The 18,640-nt window shown below is 40.4% G+C and carries 13 protein-coding genes and 1 pseudogene; 9 read left to right on the top strand and 5 right to left on the bottom strand.

Annotated elements, in window-relative coordinates:
- Positions 1-145: 145 nt before the first annotated feature.
- From ACXACN_RS06395 to ACXACN_RS06385, 3 genes and pseudogenes are all read left to right on the top strand, one after another.
- Entirely contained in the window at positions 146-484 is a 339-nt protein-coding gene (locus tag ACXACN_RS06395) for a hypothetical protein (protein WP_474963180.1), read from the top strand.
- 304 nt (positions 485-788) lie between these two features.
- Positions 789-1,856 carry a PQQ-dependent sugar dehydrogenase gene (locus tag ACXACN_RS06390; protein ID WP_474963178.1) on the top strand — a complete coding sequence of 356 codons (1,068 nt, stop codon included), beginning with the start codon at positions 789-791 and terminating at the stop codon, positions 1,854-1,856.
- 283 nt (positions 1,857-2,139) lie between these two features.
- Positions 2,140-3,474 (top strand): annotated as a pseudogene (locus ACXACN_RS06385) (D-serine ammonia-lyase).
- A 198-nt stretch (positions 3,475-3,672) separates the two neighbouring features.
- On the opposite strand, the gene ACXACN_RS06380 reads toward ACXACN_RS06385, so the two are convergent.
- Positions 3,673-4,524, bottom strand: coding sequence for a hypothetical protein (locus tag ACXACN_RS06380; protein ID WP_474963177.1), 852 nt, complete (start codon positions 4,522-4,524; stop codon positions 3,673-3,675).
- A 393-nt stretch (positions 4,525-4,917) separates the two neighbouring features.
- Here ACXACN_RS06380 and ACXACN_RS06375 point away from each other — a divergent pair, with 393 nt between their 5' ends.
- The 3 genes from ACXACN_RS06375 to ACXACN_RS06365 all read left to right on the top strand — a co-directional run bounded on the left by ACXACN_RS06375 (position 4,918) and on the right by ACXACN_RS06365 (position 10,770).
- On the top strand, positions 4,918-6,654 hold the full coding sequence (locus ACXACN_RS06375) for a DUF262 domain-containing protein (protein ID WP_474963175.1): 1,737 nt from the start codon (positions 4,918-4,920) through the stop codon (positions 6,652-6,654).
- Positions 6,655-8,775, top strand: a complete 2,121-nt coding sequence (locus tag ACXACN_RS06370; protein ID WP_474963174.1) for a DUF262 domain-containing protein — start codon at positions 6,655-6,657, stop codon at positions 8,773-8,775. It begins immediately after the preceding gene.
- Positions 8,776-8,925: 150 nt separating this feature from the next.
- Complete coding sequence (locus ACXACN_RS06365; RefSeq protein WP_474963173.1) at positions 8,926-10,770, top strand: hypothetical protein; 1,845 nt, start codon at positions 8,926-8,928, stop codon at positions 10,768-10,770.
- 462 nt (positions 10,771-11,232) lie between these two features.
- On the opposite strand, the gene ACXACN_RS06360 is transcribed toward ACXACN_RS06365, so the two are convergent.
- Both ACXACN_RS06360 and ACXACN_RS06355 read right to left on the bottom strand, forming a co-directional pair.
- Complete coding sequence (locus ACXACN_RS06360; protein WP_474963171.1) at positions 11,233-12,360, bottom strand: toxic anion resistance protein; 1,128 nt, start codon at positions 12,358-12,360, stop codon at positions 11,233-11,235.
- Positions 12,361-12,413: 53 nt separating this feature from the next.
- Complete coding sequence (locus ACXACN_RS06355) at positions 12,414-13,268, bottom strand: hypothetical protein (RefSeq protein WP_474963170.1); 855 nt, start codon at positions 13,266-13,268, stop codon at positions 12,414-12,416.
- 500 nt (positions 13,269-13,768) lie between these two features.
- Between ACXACN_RS06355 and ACXACN_RS06350 the strand changes: the two genes are divergently transcribed.
- The 3 genes from ACXACN_RS06350 to ACXACN_RS06340 all read left to right on the top strand — a co-directional run bounded on the left by ACXACN_RS06350 (position 13,769) and on the right by ACXACN_RS06340 (position 15,362).
- Positions 13,769-14,116, top strand: coding sequence for a DUF4260 domain-containing protein (locus ACXACN_RS06350; RefSeq protein WP_474963169.1), 348 nt, complete (start codon positions 13,769-13,771; stop codon positions 14,114-14,116).
- A 12-nt stretch (positions 14,117-14,128) separates the two neighbouring features.
- The gene (locus ACXACN_RS06345; RefSeq protein ID WP_474963167.1) at positions 14,129-14,908 is read left to right on the top strand and encodes an aminoglycoside adenylyltransferase domain-containing protein; all 780 of its coding nucleotides are present in this window, start codon (positions 14,129-14,131) and stop codon (positions 14,906-14,908) included.
- A gap of 187 nt (positions 14,909-15,095) precedes the next feature.
- Complete coding sequence (locus tag ACXACN_RS06340) at positions 15,096-15,362, top strand: hypothetical protein (protein ID WP_474963166.1); 267 nt, start codon at positions 15,096-15,098, stop codon at positions 15,360-15,362.
- Positions 15,363-15,582: 220 nt separating this feature from the next.
- On the opposite strand, the gene ACXACN_RS06335 is transcribed toward ACXACN_RS06340, so the two are convergent.
- Both ACXACN_RS06335 and ACXACN_RS06330 read right to left on the bottom strand, forming a co-directional pair.
- Positions 15,583-16,581 (bottom strand): tRNA dihydrouridine synthase, encoded by a 999-nt coding sequence (locus tag ACXACN_RS06335; protein ID WP_474963165.1) that lies wholly within the window; start codon positions 16,579-16,581, stop codon positions 15,583-15,585.
- A 300-nt stretch (positions 16,582-16,881) separates the two neighbouring features.
- Positions 16,882-18,585: an N-acetylmuramoyl-L-alanine amidase gene (locus ACXACN_RS06330; RefSeq protein ID WP_474963163.1), complete on the bottom strand. Its 1,704-nt coding sequence runs from the start codon at positions 18,583-18,585 to the stop codon at positions 16,882-16,884.
- Positions 18,586-18,640: the final 55 nt, after the last annotated feature.

The raw sequence follows: 18,640 nt of genomic DNA, 5'->3' as shown, positions 1-18,640 counted from the left end.
GTTAATTGTTAAAGAGAATGGAGGAGAGATGCTTGAAGTTAAAGAAACGCCTTAGCACTTTAGCGAAGCGCAGGTAAGACTGCTTTTGAAATTGTTATTTAGATATGCACTATGAATAACTAAGAATAGTTAGGAGTTATAATCAATGGAGCAGGAAATTTTGATGGTTAAGATACATAACGCAATTAAAGAAGGTAAAAGCCTTTATGAATCTACCAATGGAAACTGGAAGATAAATAGAAAAAAATTAAAGCATATCAAGTATGTACTTGGGATAAATAATGGTGAAGTTGTTTGTGGGTACCAGCCTTCAAAATGGTATCAGGTTGAAGAAGGAGCAGAATCCGGTCGAAGCTTTTTTGAAGGACCTCACATTGATGAAGGAATGTTTTCTAAAATTCAAGCATCTAATGAAATCTTTAAAAATAAATTCGGAACAGGTTCTGCTATCGGATATGCATATGTTTCAGAATTATATATTTAACCAAAAGTTTATTTGTCAGCAATTATATACTCCCTATGAAAAAGGCCTACTAAAAATTTAATGCATTAGATTAATGTGCTGATACTCCGTCCGTTAAAAACTTAATAGAAGCGGGGAACAGGTATCATAGCCTAACAAGCGCTGGGACGGTTCATGCGCTTCTATTCTCGATTTATGAACAAAGAAAATATAGCGTTTTTTCAAATAGAACACTCTCAATCATGTAGACGGGCGTGACTGAAATAAGGAAGCACTAAAACGGTGGTTCATTTAGAGGAGATAGAAGAGGGAGGAGTATATAAAGTTGAAAAAACTCTTAGCGTTATCAATTACTGTCTTCTTTTTAATAACAGGTTGCTCTGATAATTCGGGCGATAATAAACTGGAAGAATCGCCACTACCTGCTAAGGATTTAGAAGTTATTGCAGAAAATTTGGAGGTCCCGTGGTCCATCGAAAAAATGGAAGATACATTTTATTTAACAGAAAGAGCAGGAAACATTGTCAAAATAGAAGAGGGTGAAGTAGAACGACAGAGAATAGAGCTTGAAGAAGAGGTATCCACAGCTTCAGAAGCTGGAGGGCTTGGGTTTGTTCTTGCCTCTGACTTTTCCGAATCGAACCTTGCCTACGCTTATTACACGTATGAAGATGGGGAAGAACAATTCAATCGTATCGTAAGGCTTCGGTTGGAAGATCGTGTATGGAGAGAAGAGGGACTGCTTCTTGATCAAATCCCCAGCGGTACTTACCATCATGGAGGAAGACTTAAAATCGGTCCTGATGAAAAACTTTACGCAACGACAGGAGATGCTTCTGATCCTGACATAGCACAAGACCTAGATTCATTAGGTGGAAAAATTTTAAGAATGAACGTAGATGGATCAATACCGGATGATAATCCATTTGAGGATTCCTATGTTTATAGCCGTGGACATCGCAACCCTCAAGGGATGACTTGGTTATCAGATGGTACGATGTATGCAAGTGAACATGGAGATAATGCAAACGATGAGATTAATTTGATTGAAGCTGGTCAAAATTACGGGTGGCCGATTATAGAAGGTTCAGAGGAACAAGATGGAATGGTTTCACCTGGATTCACTTCTGGAGATAACTCCACTTGGGCACCATCTGGAATGGACAATTATGAAGATAAATTGTTTGTAGCAGCATTAAGAGGGTCTGCCGTTTTAGAATTTAATCCTGACTCTGGTGTAAGCCATGAAGTGATCACTGGTCTAGGTAGGGTTCGAGATGTACTGTTAGACGATAGTGATCTTTATTTCATTAGTAACAATACAGATGGACGTGGTGATCCACAAGAAAATGATGACAGGCTTTATAAAATTTCGCTTTCAGAACAGGATTAACTACTCGAGTGTAAACGGTCGTTCTTATATATGATTCATTCATATATAGTGTGAGCATCTTAACTGAATCATATAGGGTAACTCTATAGCATGGAGGGTTTCCTAAATTCTCGATCAAAATTCCAATCTCACCTGTAAACTACTATATGCTCCAATTTTAACGTGCCTGCCCCTCGCTGCGATAAGCGATGAAATGTTAAAGCGGAAGGGGCCAGGCACTTTATTAGTATCCGCCTCATTAAATTCATGTTACCTTATGTACAAAACACTTAAGGAGGATATGATGGTTTCTAAACGTTATCATAGCAGCGAGGAAGAATTGATTGAGCAGTTAAAAAACAAGAGAGAAACGTTTTGGTCTAATGAATCACTTGAACATTATCACACGCTTGAAAAAAATCTGCCTATTCCTACCGAAGACCTTCATGAAGCAGAAATGCTTCTCCACAGGTTTACTCCATATTTAGCTAAAGCATTTCCAGAAACCAAGAAAATGAACGGAATCATTGAATCTCCCATTCGCGGCATACCTTCTATGCAACAGGAATTGGAAAAGCGATATCAGCAATCCATTCCTGGCTATTTGTATGTAAAGTGTGATCATGAACTTCCGATCGCTGGGTCCATTAAAGCGCGAGGAGGTATTTATGAAGTATTAAAATACGCGGAAGGGCTGGCCATAAAACATGGAAAGCTTACAAAAGGTGACGATTACTCCAAATTAGCCAATCCCGAATTCAAGCAGTTCTTTTCCAACTTTTCGATAGCTGTAGGATCCACAGGTAATCTGGCTCTAAGTATAGGCATCATGAGTGCTGCTTTAGGTTTTCAGGTAACGGTTCATATGTCCGTGGACGCCAAAGAATGGAAGAAAGAGTTACTCAGGGATAAAGGTGTAGTGGTAGTAGAGCATGATAAGGATTTTTCTTTTGCCGTGAACGAAGGACGGAGACAATGTCAGGAGCAAGAGAACTGTTATTTCGTTGATGACGAAAATTCCAAGGATTTGTTTTTAGGTTATGCCGTAGCTGCTTTGCGACTTAAGGAGCAATTGAAACAGGAGAAGATCACGTTTGATGCGGAGCACCCTCTCGTGGTTTATTTACCTTGTGGCGTAGGTGGAGGACTTGCGGGGATCACTTATGGACTGAAGTATGTGTTTGGGGATCATGTGCACTGTTATTTTGCAGAGCCGACCAGCTCTCCGTGCATGATGCTTGGACTTGCCACAGGAAAACATGAGGACATTTCTGTTCAAGATATCGGGCTTGATAATAAGACGGAAGCTGATGGATTAGCTGTGGGGCGACCATCCGCTTTGGCTGGACGGCTGGTAGAAAATATGGTGAACGGCATTTATACGATCAACGACGAAAACTTGTACAAGCTATAAGCCCTCTTGCATGATTCAGAAGGTATTTCCCTCGAGCCATCGGCACTTGCAGGCATGTCCGGTCCTATTTCCGTTGACATTCAACAACAGTTAAACAGCATGTATGGCTCCCGATTAAGTCAAGCTACGCATTTAGTCTGGGCAACTGGAGGAAGTTTGGTGCCAAGAGACATTATGGAAGGTTTTGTTTCTAAAGGGACATCATTTCTTCGTGAAGAGAGATAGAGAAACTGGTAGGAAGAGCTGGGACGGCTCGTGCGCTTCCTTATTAAAAAAGCTCCAGCTGTCCCCAGTGCTTTAACACTTTTATCTCTGTGCCTGATCACTGCAGCGTAAAGTGTTAACTTGGTGGGCGCAGGCACTTTCACTGGATTGTTTTTAAAGTGATAAGCATGTAAACGACGAAGATTTACATCCATAACCTCAAAGCTTCTTCATGAGCATGACATCTTCGGAGATCTTTACAAAGCCTGCTTCTTTCCGCGCATTGTCTGGTAAGGAACTCTCATGTATGCCTACTACCTCTGCCCCTAGCTCTCGAAGTTTTGCCACTGTTGATTGGAGACAGGCGATGAAATCCTCTTCTTCATCTACAACAGAAGCGATTATTTCAGCGTATTTATTATCTTCACGGAATGTGACACCAAAATATCCCGATAGTTCTTCATCTTCATAACATGCCACGGAAAAATCAAAATCTACGGATTGATAATACTCCTGAAGCATAGCTAATTCTTCTTGTTGAAATGTTTGTTTTTTTACCGCTGCTTGTAAAAATGAGTCAAAATGAAATTCATTTTCCACTTTGACCTCTTTATGTAAGATTTGAAGTGTAAGCCGTTTCTTAACATCCAATCCATAAATGGAAGACCGCCCAGTGATTTCGAAACCTTTACCTACAAAGAAATCAATCTGATCCTTCCACTGCGAACGGAAGCGCTGGGCAAACATTTTACCCCCATATTCATTGCTGGCAAATGTATAAATTTTATCAAACATTTCATCTTGAATATCCCCTTGATACCCATCTAGCACCCATGGATATCCCAGGGAAATGAACTCCTCACTTCCTGAAAACCCCATATGGCCCACAAGCTCTTCTCCGTCAAATACGAAACATCTTGACCTTGGATCAAATGTCGGCTGCTCATGAAAAATCAGTGGTGACCTTGTCGGTTTCCATGCCCAAGGCAGATCTCTTGTCACCTTCCTCCAAAAATCGTACTGGAGTTTCATATCATCAGGTCCTTGGTAAAACCTCATCGTTAAATTCATATCCTTCCCCCTCCTCAAAAGAAAATCTACTTTATTAATTCTATCATGGTTTATACATACAATTCCCTTATCTGGAAAAAAGGGTGATTTTAAAAAGTACCTGACCCCCAATGCGCTAAAGTGTTAACGGGACGGGGATCAGGCTCCTTTAATATTATTTTTTAGTGTAATGGCAAGGAGTTAATAATTAGAGTTACATCTTCCTATTCAAAATGATCAACAAACAATTGGTAAATACTACAATTTTAAAGGGTTTTAGGCTTTTGTAACGAAACTATAAAAAATAGTGGATAGATTGATATGTTAATAGTATGTCATGTTGCTTATGAATTATTTACACACTTTAAGAAAAACAAACATGATGGAGCTGTATAAAAGGGAGGACTTTTAGTTTTGACAAAATTAGATTCAAAGAGTATTGGAGAGATTATGAATGAAGGTATTAATTTTTGGATTCCCGGTTATCAACGCGGTTATCGGTGGACATCCTTACAAATTAAAGAGCTGCTTGAGGATATCTTGGAGTTTCATAACATGGATCCGAAAAAAGATGATGTTTACTGGCTACAGCCAATCGTCGTTAAACAGCATGAAAAAGGAATAGAAGTGATAGATGGACAGCAGCGACTGACGACTGTATTATTGATTGTCAAATTTATTCAGTCAATTATTCCTTTTTATGAAGGTACTGGGTATAAATTGCGTTATGAGACACGGAACGACAGTGAAACATTTATTAACGATATTAAAAACGGAGAAGGTAGTAGGAATGATAATATTGATTTTTATCATATGTATGATGCCTATGAAACTATCAAAAAATGGTTCAAGCATCAATCAGATAAAAATGTTCCCATTCATATCTGGCAACGTTTAACTGATCAAGTGAAGGTACTTTGGTATGAACTGGATCATCAATATGATGGTATTGATATATTTACAAGAATTAATGTCGGGAAAATTCCTTTAACAAATGCCGAACTAATTAAAGCCTTATTTTTAAGTAAAAATAACCTGGGTCAGGATAAGGGGCAGCATGATTATCTCAAAATGAAACAGATTGAGCTGGCAACACAGTGGGATACGATGGAGACGAGATTACAGGATCCTGACTTTTGGTATTTCCTTCAGCCTGCAAGAGACAAATACGAAAATCATATTGAGTGGCTATTTGAATTAATAACTGCTAAATTTCCACATTATCTAGATATACACACTTCATATCGCACCTTCCACGCGTTTCACGAAGAAATTGAGCGTCAAACCGAGCTGGGAAAGCCTCGACATCAAGTAGTCGAGGATCTTTGGTCTGAAATTCATAAGCTATATTATCAGTTTAATGAATGGTTTGATAATCGGGAGCTTTATCATCTGATTGGTTACTTATTAGCAAGTGAACATCCTATCTCTGTGCAGTCTCTTCTTAAAAATGCTAGATCAATGAAGAAAGATGAATTTATTGAGTCATTATATATCAGCATCAGGAATCGTTTGCATGATTGGGATATTATGGAGCTTAGCTATGATTCTGATCGTAGACAGATTAAGGACGTTTTGCTTTTGTTTAATATTTTGACGTTGCAGCATGATAAGCATTCGAAACAACGCTTTGATTTTGATCAATATAAAAATGAGCGTTGGGATATAGAGCATATTCATGCTCTACAAAGCGAAGTTCTTACTAACCAGGATGAACAGCTTACCTTTGTGCAAGATGCTTTAGCCTATGTGGATAATCTAGATTTCTGTACCGAACTTGAGGAGAACAAAAAAGAAATTTTGTTTGAAGCTATGGAAGTGGAGCGATTTGAAATTATACAACAGAAAATTGTTGATTACTTCGGTCAAGGTTATTCAAACCATATATCCAATTGTACGTTACTTGATGCCAAAACGAATCGTGCGTATAAAAATGCTATTTTCCCAAAGAAACGGGAGGAGATTATTTCTCGAGATCAAACAGGTGTATATATTCCGATTGCCACAAAAAATGTCTTTTTAATGTATTACAGCAAAAAAACGAAGCAAATTCATCATTGGAATCAGGAAGATCGTGTAGCTTATATGCAAAATATTCTTGAGGTTCTGGATCCAGTCATCACTAATCAATTAAAAAGGGAGGTGGGGTAAATGGCGGAATCAAAAGTATTTAGTTTTTGGGAGCTACTGAAAAATTACCATATTACCATTCCGATAATTCAGCGAGATTATGCTCAAGGTAGGAAGGATAAAGACGTTCAGCATGTACGACATGAATTTTTGCGAGTGTTGTTTAAAGCCCTGCAAACTTGTGAGCCAATAGAATTAGATTTCATTTACGGCACGGTAAACGAAGCTAAGCACTTTGCTCCACTTGATGGACAACAACGATTAACGACGTTATTTTTAATGCACTGGTATTTCGCTGCGAAGGAAGGAGAGCTTCATGGTGATCAAGAAGCATTTCAGCATTTTTCCTATGAAACACGACCAAGTAGTAAACAGTTTTGTAAGCTTCTTATTCAGTTGACCAATCTAGATTTTAGTAAGGATTCTTTATCGGAGCAAATCTATAATGAGTCTGATTTTTACTATAGATGGGCTTATGATCCAACAGTTGCCTCTATGCTGACAATGTTAGATGAGATTCATACCTATTCGAATGAATACGATTTACCTGATCAATTATATGACATTCTCAAAGTGAGTGCACCTATTACTTTTCAGTTTATTGACTTAGATTCCTTTCAACTAGAGGATACGCTATATATTAAAATGAATGCCCGTGGAAAACCGTTGACACCGTTTGAGAACTTTAAGGCACGCTTTCAGCAATACTTGGAGGGTGTGGATAGGGTCGATGAAAAGGAAATTTTATTAAAGACAGATACTGTCTGGTCTGATTTTTTCTGGAAACACCAAAAAGAGAATTATGACGAATCATTTTTACAATTTTTCTATGCTTTACTTTACAATCAGCTAGCACGTCAACAGCAAAATCGTAATCAGCTGTTTGCTGCCATTAATCGTGGAGATGTGATTCGTTTTGATGACTTGGCAAACCTGCATATTAATAATGATCAGTGGGTCAAGGATATAGAAATAACTCTAGACTTGCTTTATGAGGGAAACCTAGATAGCCAACAATCTGTAATAAATCTAAAAAGAGTGTTTGATCAGGCGATGACCAAAGGTATCAATTATGAAGATCGTGTTCAGCTTTATGGGATAGTAGCTTATATTCGTCAATTTGATGATTTTTCAGCTTTTAGCCGTTGGATACGGTTAGTTCGTAATGTTACCGTAAATACAATTTACAACCGAATCGAGGATTATATTCAATCCATCCAAGCGTTGGATAGACTCGTTCCTCATGCTGAAAATCTTGATAAGTATCTAGCAGATCCAAATGTTAAGATGTCAGGCTTTTTTGGCTCCCAGCTATCCCAGGAAAAATTAAAAGCTAATCTAGTTTTAGCCGATAGCGACTGGGAAAAACATATTCATACGGCGGAGGACTATCGTTATTTTGAAGGAGAGATTGGCTTTTTGCTATCCTTTATCGGTGCTGATGGTTTCGAAAAGTGGACTGACTATGAGCATAAACAAAAACAAGCTTCCTTTATTTCATATTATGAGAAAGCTATTGCTATCTTCGGAAGAACGAAACTGAACGTATCTAATAATTTACTTTCAAGAGCACTACTAACATTTGGTGATTATTTAATTAATACTGGTCAAAATTATAGCTTCCTCATTGAAGGGTTTGATCGTGATATAAGCTGGAAGCGTTTCTTGCGTCATAATAATGCAAGATATTTAAAGAAACTTCTAGATAAAGTAACTCCAAATACAGTGGAGGAAAGTTTAAAGTGGATCATTAAAAACTCTAAAGTAACGGACTGGCGAAAATACTTTATTAAGTACCCGCTTATTTTACAGGAGCGGTGTGGAAGCAAACGCCTGATCCGTTTCCATGATGAGAACAATATTTTGTTGCTTGATACGACCATGACGAGCGGTTATTGTCAGGAATATTTTAGTTATGCCATTTATGCCGCACTGCAACAAAAAGGAATCGCTTGCACTTATAAGGATTCTGTGGGTGCGTCGAATGAAAAATATGTGGATCTTAGTCATGGAGGCTATACCCTTTACTTCGATGGAGAACTATTTACTGTCTACAATAAAGATAAAAACATCATTGCCCAACTAGAAAATTTTGAAGATACACAGACAAAAATGTATGAACTAGCAAGGGTTGATGTGTAATTATAAACTTAGCAGACTTAATGAACTAAAAGCATTTTTTTAAGATAAAGAATCAGAAAGATATATTGCTAATAACATATAAACAAATTCCATATAGATATGACTCCCTATTTTAAAATCAATGGGAGAAAATAAGTGAGGAGGATTTTTTTGAACTTTAAAATAACAGATGAAGTTTTAAAAATAGTAGAGTCCCACTGGACTAATGGAGAAATAGAGAAGGCTATTGATACTTTAAAACCAGGGTTAGAATATGGACTTCGTAAGTTAGGGAAGGACAATGAAAATAATGGACAACTATTTTTAGAATGGGTACAGGTTAAAAGTGATTATAATAAGTTTGATGCTCCTATAGAAGAAATGATGAATTTTATTTATCAACAAATAAAATTCGAAGAACACTCAAATATTGTGAACTTAATTGAAATAGTTAATTATGCCAATTTTATAGATAAGTCTTTCGCATTGAATTATTTTTTTAACAATACCATTACCGAAGTTCAGCAGAGGTTTACATATAAAGAAGTTCAAAGCCATATCAAAAGATTAATTGAGTATTACAATAAAGATTTATTGTCTTTTATTAAATTAATTTCACCAGATAATTCGTTTAAAGAGTTTGATGATTCTAAAGACCAGAATTTATCATTTGCTGTTGAATTAGTTATTCGTTGGGGTGGTTCAGATTTTAAATGGATTGGCTCACAATTATTTTATATTGTTGACAGTTTGATTAAAAGCAAAAAATTTAAGGAAGCTTATGAAATTATTGCAGGAAGGTTCGACTATCCGATTCCACATAAAATAGCTTTTCTAAGGATTATTGGTAAGAATTTAAATGTCAATGAAGCAGATGTATTGTGGGATTGTGCAGCTCGTTTAGAAGCTTTTAGAAATCAACTAGAAAATAGAGAAGAAACAATTAATATGATTAAGCCGAGAGTTAGTTTTCTTACTAAAGAATTGTTTGATGATCCATCTATAAACCAATATCTTAAGGATGGACTTATTAGAAAGGAACATAAAGGCAAAATTGAAAATTTGGATGCTATAGAATTAATTGGTTTCATTGACAAGTTATTAGATTTATTGAAAGAACAATTTAATGATAGTTATAGTGAAAAAATAAATCAGTTAGAAGAATTATATAAAACTTGTAAGGCATATGTTCCAGACTTACATTTTAGAAATGAAAATATATTTAATGTTTATAAATTATACCAGGATTCAGAAATCATAAAACAGAAGGCTTTAACAGGTTATCTAAGAGAGATTAGGAGTAATTACACTCAACAGTTGAAAAGTTCAAGTTTATCCGAAGTAGAAAAAGAAATTTTATATGAAGACATACTAACTGAAATGAACCAAATGCTGATAACGCGTAATGAATTGACAAACTATAGTCAGGAAAAAATAAAGAAAATTGAGGAGTGGTATAAAGAGGAACAACGGTTTGGTATGGATGGTTGGCAGAAATTAAACAATAAATCAAAAGAACTGTTAATAACTTCCGAGTTAGTCTTTAACTCAATCAAAGATTATAAGGATTATGTTGACTACTCGCCTGCGATATTACCATTAACCGTTGCTTTTGAAATAGAACTAAAAAAATATTTTTATGAGGGTATAATTAATTTTAATTCACCCGTACAAAGTGCCATGAAAAAACCTTTCACATTGGGGTCTGTTGACTGTTATTTATTAGATGATGATTATCATGAGATAGCTGAGGTTTATTTTCCAACAGTCTTTAAAACAATAAAACCATATAAGGTATTAAAACCAGAAAGAGTTCGATATGATAATAAAATTAAAAAAAGAGTTATGGTAAAACAACAATCAGGTTTTGGATGTAATGTTGAAAAGATACGAAAAAATTACAGAAATATCGCTGCACATGAAGGAGGAATTGATAAAGATAAAGCTACTGAGTGTAGGGATTTAATGTTGTTTGCTACACAAGTATTTGTGAAATATATTAGAGATATAAAATGAATAAAAATGTTACTCAATATATATAAATGAATTTTTTTAATAATCAATCGTATTATTTAATTAATTGTTCATGATTTTTGTAGTAACAATACAAATCTTTTCGCTTTCATAGTGAGCGTCGAATATGGAAACGCAAGTAAGCAGGGGGGTTTTAAAGCTTCGTCTAAGTCGCTCGATAACTCTTCCATTTCTAAGTTGAAGAAATCGTACAAAAGTGAGGTAGTTACTTACCACGCTTTATTCCAAAAAAACTCCTCCACAGTGAAGTACCTTTTACAAAGGCATAAACAGCGTTTGATAAACGTGAATAACTGTTGGTTTTTTCCTCCTAGAATTATTATTGATCTTTTGAAAGATGAAGGTACTAACATCTCTAGAAATCTAACAGGCTAAGTTCTAACCAATCAGGGTTGTAACACTAATATAAGAGTGTTGTATAAATTGAAACACACAAAGAGCGCTTTATTCACGAAGCGCTCTTTGTGTGTGTTTACCAGTCTGGGACAATCTCATCCGAACATTTTCATTCAAAGCATCCATCTCTTCAATAAACTGCTCACTCGAAGCAATAATCCGCTCCGATGACTGCTCCGTCGTTTTCAGCGCATCAAAAACATTATCAAAAGACTCCTGAAGAGCTTCCATACTGATCGCAGGATTCTCCATCATCTCAGTCGTCTCTTCCGCATTCTGCTTCAGTTTTCTGGAGTTCGAAAGCAGCATCTCCTCGGTCGCTTTATTGACGCCGTTCACCGTGTCGATCACTTTCCGCTGATTATTCAAAGCGAGCTGAATCGAAGCGGAGACGGTAATGATGTTTTTCGTCAGCGTCACTGCATTACGGATCGATTCTTTCAGCTTTTCATTGTTTTTCTTGATGATGTCCACGGAAGAAATGCTCTGGTGCAGGACACTCTTCATCTGTGTCATGTTTCTCGTACGCGTAATGATTTTCTCTTTTCCTTCGGTAAGCAGGGCCAGATCGTATTCGCCGGTCGCTTCTTTTTCTTTCAAAAGCTCGAACAGCTTCTTCCCGAGGTAGATCTGCTTGTCCAGGTCATAAATACGCTTTTGGGCATTTTCTTTGATGAGCTGTAATTCGACGCTGTCTTCTTCCAGGCGGTCTTTCCCGGCTAAGAGACTGCGGACGACCATATCAATCTTCGAGTCGACCGTTTCATATTTCTTCATATACCGGTCGATGGGCTGCTTTTTGCTTAGTTTATACAAGAACTTCTGCACGCCGTTGCCTTCGGTGCGTTTCGGATCAAGGTCCGAAACGATCGTTTCGAGTTCTCTCAGCGAATCGGGGATGTCGTTGTTGCCTTTGGTCATGAGGTCGTTGACCGGGCGTTTCAATGTTTCCATCGTCTCCCCGGCAACGCGCTGCTCTTTTTCTCCGAGGTCTCCGAGCTCTCTCATCACATCGGAAAGGGAATCGTCTCTGGATGAGTCGAACCTTCCTGCGTAGGCTTCGGCTTCTTCGTTCAGGCGGTCGATATCTTCCTTTTCAATAAGCGTCATCGCTTCTCTCAGGTCCTGTTGATTCATTTCCGCTTCTTTATCTTTATAGGGAGAATGTTTACTCATGTCCATACCTCCTGTATGTCATTCGTTGGTTTTAAGAAAAACAAAACGGCCGTTTACTTTCGCGAAAGGAAGTTTTCGTCTTCCTTATTATATTTGGAAGCAATGATTCCTTTGCTTCTCGCAAAGCTCTGTGTGTGGCTTTCTTCTTCTTTTCGCTCCAATGCTTCAATGAATTTCTGCAAATCATACATCGTCTCCACCAGTTCATGTTTACGGTTTTCCTTGTTTTCATCAGACAATCGCTGAAACGATGCGATGAATTCAGGGACGTCTTTGTCCATCATCGTTTCAAGGGTGTATTGTTCTTCGATGTCGAGTTCTGCCATCCGTCTGAACTGTTTCTCTGTCCGTTCTTTCAAAGACGTCCACTCCTGTTGAAGGTCGGGATGGTTATCAAGAAACGGGAAGTCCCAGTCTTCGAAGATCGGTTCCTCAGGATGTTCAAACGTTGTACTCTCCACGGATACTGCCATGTGCTCGACATAGGTGTTCACATGTTTGAACAATACCTCTGAAAAATCTCTCAGCGTGCCTCCGAGTCCTTTTTTTCTCGTGAATTCTTCTTTCAGAAAAGTAGGGAGGAAGGCGTTTTCTTCTTCGATCCATTCAAAGCGGCCCAGTAGCATTTTCGGCGGCTTGCCGTAAAACTCGAGGGTCCCCCTGAATGTGTTGGACTTCGGTATCACGACGGAGAATAAGACACCGTTCCAAAATCCATCCATAATATATCGCTTCTTCATCTCTACCAGTTCTTCTATTTCCAGATCGAAATAAACAGGGCGTTTCCCTTTGATCACCTGCTTCATATCTCTCATCGTTTGAAAATCGATGTAGCGCTGATATTCGGAGGTATGTGGCATGAATGCTCTTTCCAAATTCTCAAGCATAAAAGAGTTGAGGTTTTCCATGCTTCGTCAGCCCCTTTTCCGTCTTTCCTTTTTCCACGACTAAATGAATCTATGATACTTCAAGAATACCACAAAATGGGGTTTCAGACTAAGATAGGCCTACGTCACCTCCCATGAGAAGGAGGGAGAGGAGTCATCGTCTGTGGGAAAACTATCTTCCATTTACTATGAATATACGTACAAATGGGCTTCAATGTTTCACAATTTTACATAGTACTCTTCAAAGATACGAATGGGAGGTGGGGATGACTGTTTTTTCCTTCAAAGGGAATTAGAACGAATGTATGCTGGCACTAGCCATATAACAGACTACAAAGTATGGGAAGCGTGTAGTTAAACATCGTGTTTCTAGCCCGCCTGACGATCTACCTAAACATTTTGTTAAAGTTAATATAAATTTGAACTTTTATCCAATGAAAAATGATAGTCTATTCATACAAGTACTCAATAAAAAATGCAGATAGACGGTTGGATCGGTGTCGTAATCAGGAGGGGTTAAAGTGACGAGGGTTTTGCTTCATTTGGAAGGTGCGTTAGTATTCATCGCAAGTCTATTTTTCTACCAGCAGAATGATTTCAGCTGGCTCGCATTTGTGTTTCTTTTATTGATCTTCGACATTTCCATGCTCGGATACCTCGTTAACGTAAGAGTAGGGGCGGCTGTTTATAACCTTTCCCATAGTTATGTTCTACCGTTATTGTTCATAATGGCTGCTGTTGTTGCATCCTTGGATTGGCTCTTGATGATCAGTTTGATCTGGATGGCGCATAACGGGATGGACAGGATGTTCGGGTATGGGTTGAAATATCCGACCGGTTTCAAGGACACTCATCTTCAAAGAATCTAGGAGGGTAAATCAATGGTCGATTCTTTTCTCGTCGGGTGTACGGAGAAGTTCTATGAAATTTTCGGTGACAACTTAACAGGTGTTTATCTGCACGGTTCGCTCGTATTAGGCGGGTTTGTGCCTGAGAAAAGTGATGTCGATTTGATCGTCGTGACGGAACGCCCGCTGTCCAAGCTGGACGCCGTCAAGCTGACAGATTTCCTGCTCGAGCGGTCGGGGACTCCTTATCCGATTGAAATCTCTGTATTGAACCGTCGTCAGCTGGAAAAATGGCAGCATCCTTGCCCGTTCGACTACCACTATAGCGAGGACTGGAGAAATCGTTTCCTCGCGGGCGGATCTTCCTATTCAGAAGGGGAAACACGGAAAGACGTGGACTTGGCCGCTCATCTGACCATCATCCATCACAGTGGATGTGTGTTGTTTGGAAAGCCGGTCGAAGAAGTGTTTCCTCCCGTTCCGAAGAAGGACTACGTGGATTCGATTTTGAGCGACTATGAGGATTGTTTGAGAAATGTGGAGAAGGATCCGGTTTATGGTGTGTTAAACATCCTCAGGGTCTATTATTATTTGGAAGACGAACGCATCTACTCGAAGGATGAGGCTGGGCAGTGGGCATTGAAGTCTCCTTTTTCCAAAACGGTGGAGAAAGCATTGAAGCGGAGGCGGGGGGATGACGTTGCCTTTTCCAATGAAGAACTTGCATCGTTCAAACGGCATTATCAAGAAAAAATAGAGGCCTCTCTTCAAGAGAAGAAGGGGAGGGCAAAAATGACCTCCAAAAATACTTAATGGATGCTCTTTCGGTGTCAGCCTCTACAGGGATGGCACTTTTAGAGATGGCACATGAAGTCGTCTATGGATAACTTCCTATAATAGGTCAAAACCTACTATCTTCCTTCCTCTAAATCATGTATAGTAGGAAAGGCATGCTTTGGCTTCTTAAGCAAAAGATAAATTATTATTAGAGGTGAAACCTATGGACTACAATCAAATTAAACAAAAAATAGAAGACATTGGTGGAAACTATATAACGATCTCTTACTTGCAGGCGACCGAGGAAGATGACACGTTATATGACGTATTCGTAAATGTATGGCCGAATAAAAGTATGAAGAAAAACTTCGAAACGATTGTCGTTAAAACCGATACGTCGATGGAAAAAGCGGAGAGTATCTCTAGACGTCTACACACATCATTGGGGCGTGTTTTTGGAGATGTCCATTACACAGGGCTCGAAGCTTAATATTGTAGCAAAAAAGCATGGATTGAATCTATGCTTTTTTTTATAATCCTTACTCCAGTCATCTCTTTTGAGGGTCATTCGCTGTGTGAAAAACGAGTCATCAGCAACGGTTAAGGATGTGTGCTGTTCGCTGGAGGACGTGTCAACCTTTTACCAAAGCCAAATGAAAAAGAGAGAAAAGCACCGCTGGCTTTTCTCTCTAGAAATTGGTTGAAATATATTAAGAAATGGAAAAACTCTGTTCTTCCTTCACTCCTGAATTCTCCGTAAACTCATCAAGCAAAGCACGGACCTCGTCCGTCGATTCTGTGCTCATCAGCTGATTTCTAAGCTCACTCGCACCGCGGAATCCGCGTACATAAATCTTGAAGAAACGGCGGAGCGGTTTGAAGAGACGCGGCTCGAGCTCTGCTGAATACTTATCATGCAGATCGAGCTGTAAACGCAGGAGATCGAGCAGTTCTTCACTCGTATGCTCTTTCTTCTCTGTTTCAAAGCAGAACGGGTTGTGGAAGACTCCACGTCCGATCATGACTCCGTCTACGCCATACTTCTCAACAAGTTCCAGTCCTTTTTGACGATCTGGGATGTCTCCGTTGATCGTCAGAAGTGTGTGTGGAGCTACTTCGTCACGGAGTTTCTTGATCTCCGGGATCAGCTCCCAGTGCGCATCGACGTTACTCATTTCTTTTTTCGTACGGAGGTGGATCGATAGGTTGACGATATCCTGTTCAAGGAGATGCTTCAACCATGTGCGCCATTCGTCTACCTCTGTATAACCGAGGCGCGTCTTCACGCTGACAGGAAGTCCTCCGGCTTTCGATTCCTGAATGATCTCAGCAGCGACACCCGGACGACGGATCAGCCCGCAGCCTTTTCCTTTCGTCGCGACGTTCGGAGCCGGACACCCCATGTTGATATCGATTCCTTTGTAACCCATTTCGGCCATTCCGATACTCATTTCACGGAAGTATTCCGGTTTGTCTCCCCAAATGTGGGCGACGATCGGCTGTTCATCTTCTGTGAACGTGAGACGCCCGCGTACGCTGCTTTTTCCTTCCGGATGGCAGTAGCTTTCCGTATTCGTAAACTCTGTAAAAAACACGTCAGGTCTCGCCGCTTCACTGACGACATGACGGAACACGACGTCCGTCACGGCTTCCATCGGTGCCAGTACAAAAAACGGTTTCGGCAAGTCATGCCAGAAATTTTCTTTCATATCTATCTGAACCCTTTCTTTATAGAAAATATCTTTGTTGAATATATATTGCTTACTTTTTTATTAACCATAACCATTTTGGTTGGATTTGAACCATTATATACTTTAATAGTAACGGGCGAAAAGTGCAAGGGGAAGAGCCCTATTGTTTGGAGATGGGGCTTCCATGGTCGGCTCAACACTCAAATGAGATGTGGCTGGTGAAAAGAGGAGCTGTCATCCTTTTCTTCTATTATAAAGAGGTTTGGAATGGGACACAAAAAAGCCAGTGTTCCTTAAATAGGAAACTGGCTTCATTCATTAAATCTCTTTCAGCACGTCATTCAACTGCTTGCGCTGCTTTTCCATCTCTTTAAGCGCATGCGTGATGTTCTTCTCATGCAGTTCCAAAATCAGTTGGCCATACCTTTCTCCGGGAATGGCCCATCTGCCGTTCAAGCGGGTCCACGTAATTGCGATGCCGCGGGTGACGAGGTCGAAGCGAGGGTCGACCTTTTTTAATCCGGCAGGGATCGGTTTGGTGGACGCATAGGCATAAAGGTGCTGGATGTGGGCATGGACGCCTTCTTCTGGAGTGCCGAACGTGGCTCCTTGAACACCGCCACCTGTCGCGCCGATGCCTGCGTAGTTGTTCTGATGCGAGTGTACATCTCCAGTGAACCGGAAAAAGTTGGTTTCGTTGAGTGCTTGGGCATAAGCGACGTCTCCTCTGATGCCGTATAGCTCCCCGTACCGGAGGTAGAAGCGGCCGAGTGCTGGTGCGCCAGGGTTGACGGTTTTCGCGTAAGCGTCGAGCTGACTCGCAGTCAAATACATGGGGCCGAAAATGGAGTAGCCGCCATCATCGACCGGTGGTTCCGGCTCTGGCTCAGGTTCTGGCTCCGGCTCTGGGCTCGGCGGTGTTGCTCCGCCTCCGATGATGAAAGCACCTGTGATGCCGATCGCTTTGAGTCGTTCTACTTGGGCTTCAGCGTTTTCTTTATCGGTGTAGGCACCGGTCTGGACGCGGTAATAGGTCACACCGTCGATCTCAGTCGGGACGATGAAGCCGTCGATACCTGCTTTCGATAAGAATGCAATTCGCTCATCGGCGTTTTCACGGTTTCGGAAGGATCCTGCGACCACACGGTACAGGTCATCTTCGGGTTCTTCCGGTTCAGGCTGTGGCGGGGAAGGGGCATCTTCTCCGCGTACGATGAAGGCACTTGTAATGCCGATACGCTTTAGCCTCTCAACTTGCTCTTTCGCGTTTTCTTCATCAGCAAAAGCTCCGGTTTGAACGCGGTAATACGTTGTGCCTGAAATCGTGGTCGGTACAACAAAGCCAGAGAACCCTTGGCGGGAGAGCGTTTCGATCCGCTCTTCGGCATTCTCGCGGTTTCGGAACGATCCTGCGATCACCCGGTACAACGTGTCATCTCCAGGTGGGGTCGGTTTTGGGGCAGGCGGCGGTGTCATTTTCGGCAGGTTGAGGGCGTCTGCCACGCCTTCTGCGATTCCGCGGCTTGCATCGTTGATGAAGGCGGAATTCCTCAACAGGGCGAGGTCGCCGGGGTTGTCAACGAACAGCACTTCAACGAGCAGTGAGCTCATGTCTGTTTCCCGCGTTACAAAAAGGTTGGCCCGTTTTTTCCCACGGTCGCGAACATTGTACTTTCGGATTGCACGAAATGTGGAATCGTGGATGATGTTCTGATAGGTGCGCGTGTTCGAACTTACCGAGCCGTTATAAATAAACGTTTCGAATCCGCTCCCTCCGGCAGCATTGTTGTGGATGGACAGGAAAAAATCGGCTTTCACACGGTTGGCAAGGCTCGTGCGGGCGCCGAGGGATAACGTAACGTCTGTTGTTCGTGTCATAAGAATTCTCACTTTGTAATTTTGAGAAAGGATGCGTTGGACATTCATCGCGATCGACAAATTGAAGGTCTTCTCCTGATACCCTTGATAGGTTGCACCCGGATCCGACCCTCCGTGACCAGCATCTATGACAACTGTTTTCATAGTAGTCAGTCTCCTTTCTAGACTTCCCCGTATTATATGAATCTATCAGACAAAC

The organism is Halobacillus sp. AWM4_238, from assembly GCF_056158265.1.
The sequence above is the reverse complement of the archived record's forward strand: the minus strand, read 5'-3'. Positions and strand labels throughout refer to the sequence as shown.

Coding starts and splice junctions, on each gene's coding strand:
- ACXACN_RS06395 (WP_474963180.1), top strand. CDS start 146: ATGGAGCAGGAAATTTTGATGGTTAAGATACATAACGCAATTAAAGAA.
- ACXACN_RS06380 (WP_474963177.1), bottom strand. CDS start 4,524: ATGAATTTAACGATGAGGTTTTACCAAGGACCTGATGATATGAAACTC.
- ACXACN_RS06370 (WP_474963174.1), top strand. CDS start 6,655: ATGGCGGAATCAAAAGTATTTAGTTTTTGGGAGCTACTGAAAAATTAC.
- ACXACN_RS06360 (WP_474963171.1), bottom strand. CDS start 12,360: ATGAGTAAACATTCTCCCTATAAAGATAAAGAAGCGGAAATGAATCAA.
- ACXACN_RS06355 (WP_474963170.1), bottom strand. CDS start 13,268: ATGGAAAACCTCAACTCTTTTATGCTTGAGAATTTGGAAAGAGCATTC.
- ACXACN_RS06345 (WP_474963167.1), top strand. CDS start 14,129: ATGGTCGATTCTTTTCTCGTCGGGTGTACGGAGAAGTTCTATGAAATT.
- ACXACN_RS06340 (WP_474963166.1), top strand. CDS start 15,096: ATGGACTACAATCAAATTAAACAAAAAATAGAAGACATTGGTGGAAAC.
- ACXACN_RS06335 (WP_474963165.1), bottom strand. CDS start 16,581: ATGAAAGAAAATTTCTGGCATGACTTGCCGAAACCGTTTTTTGTACTG.
- ACXACN_RS06330 (WP_474963163.1), bottom strand. CDS start 18,585: ATGAAAACAGTTGTCATAGATGCTGGTCACGGAGGGTCGGATCCGGGT.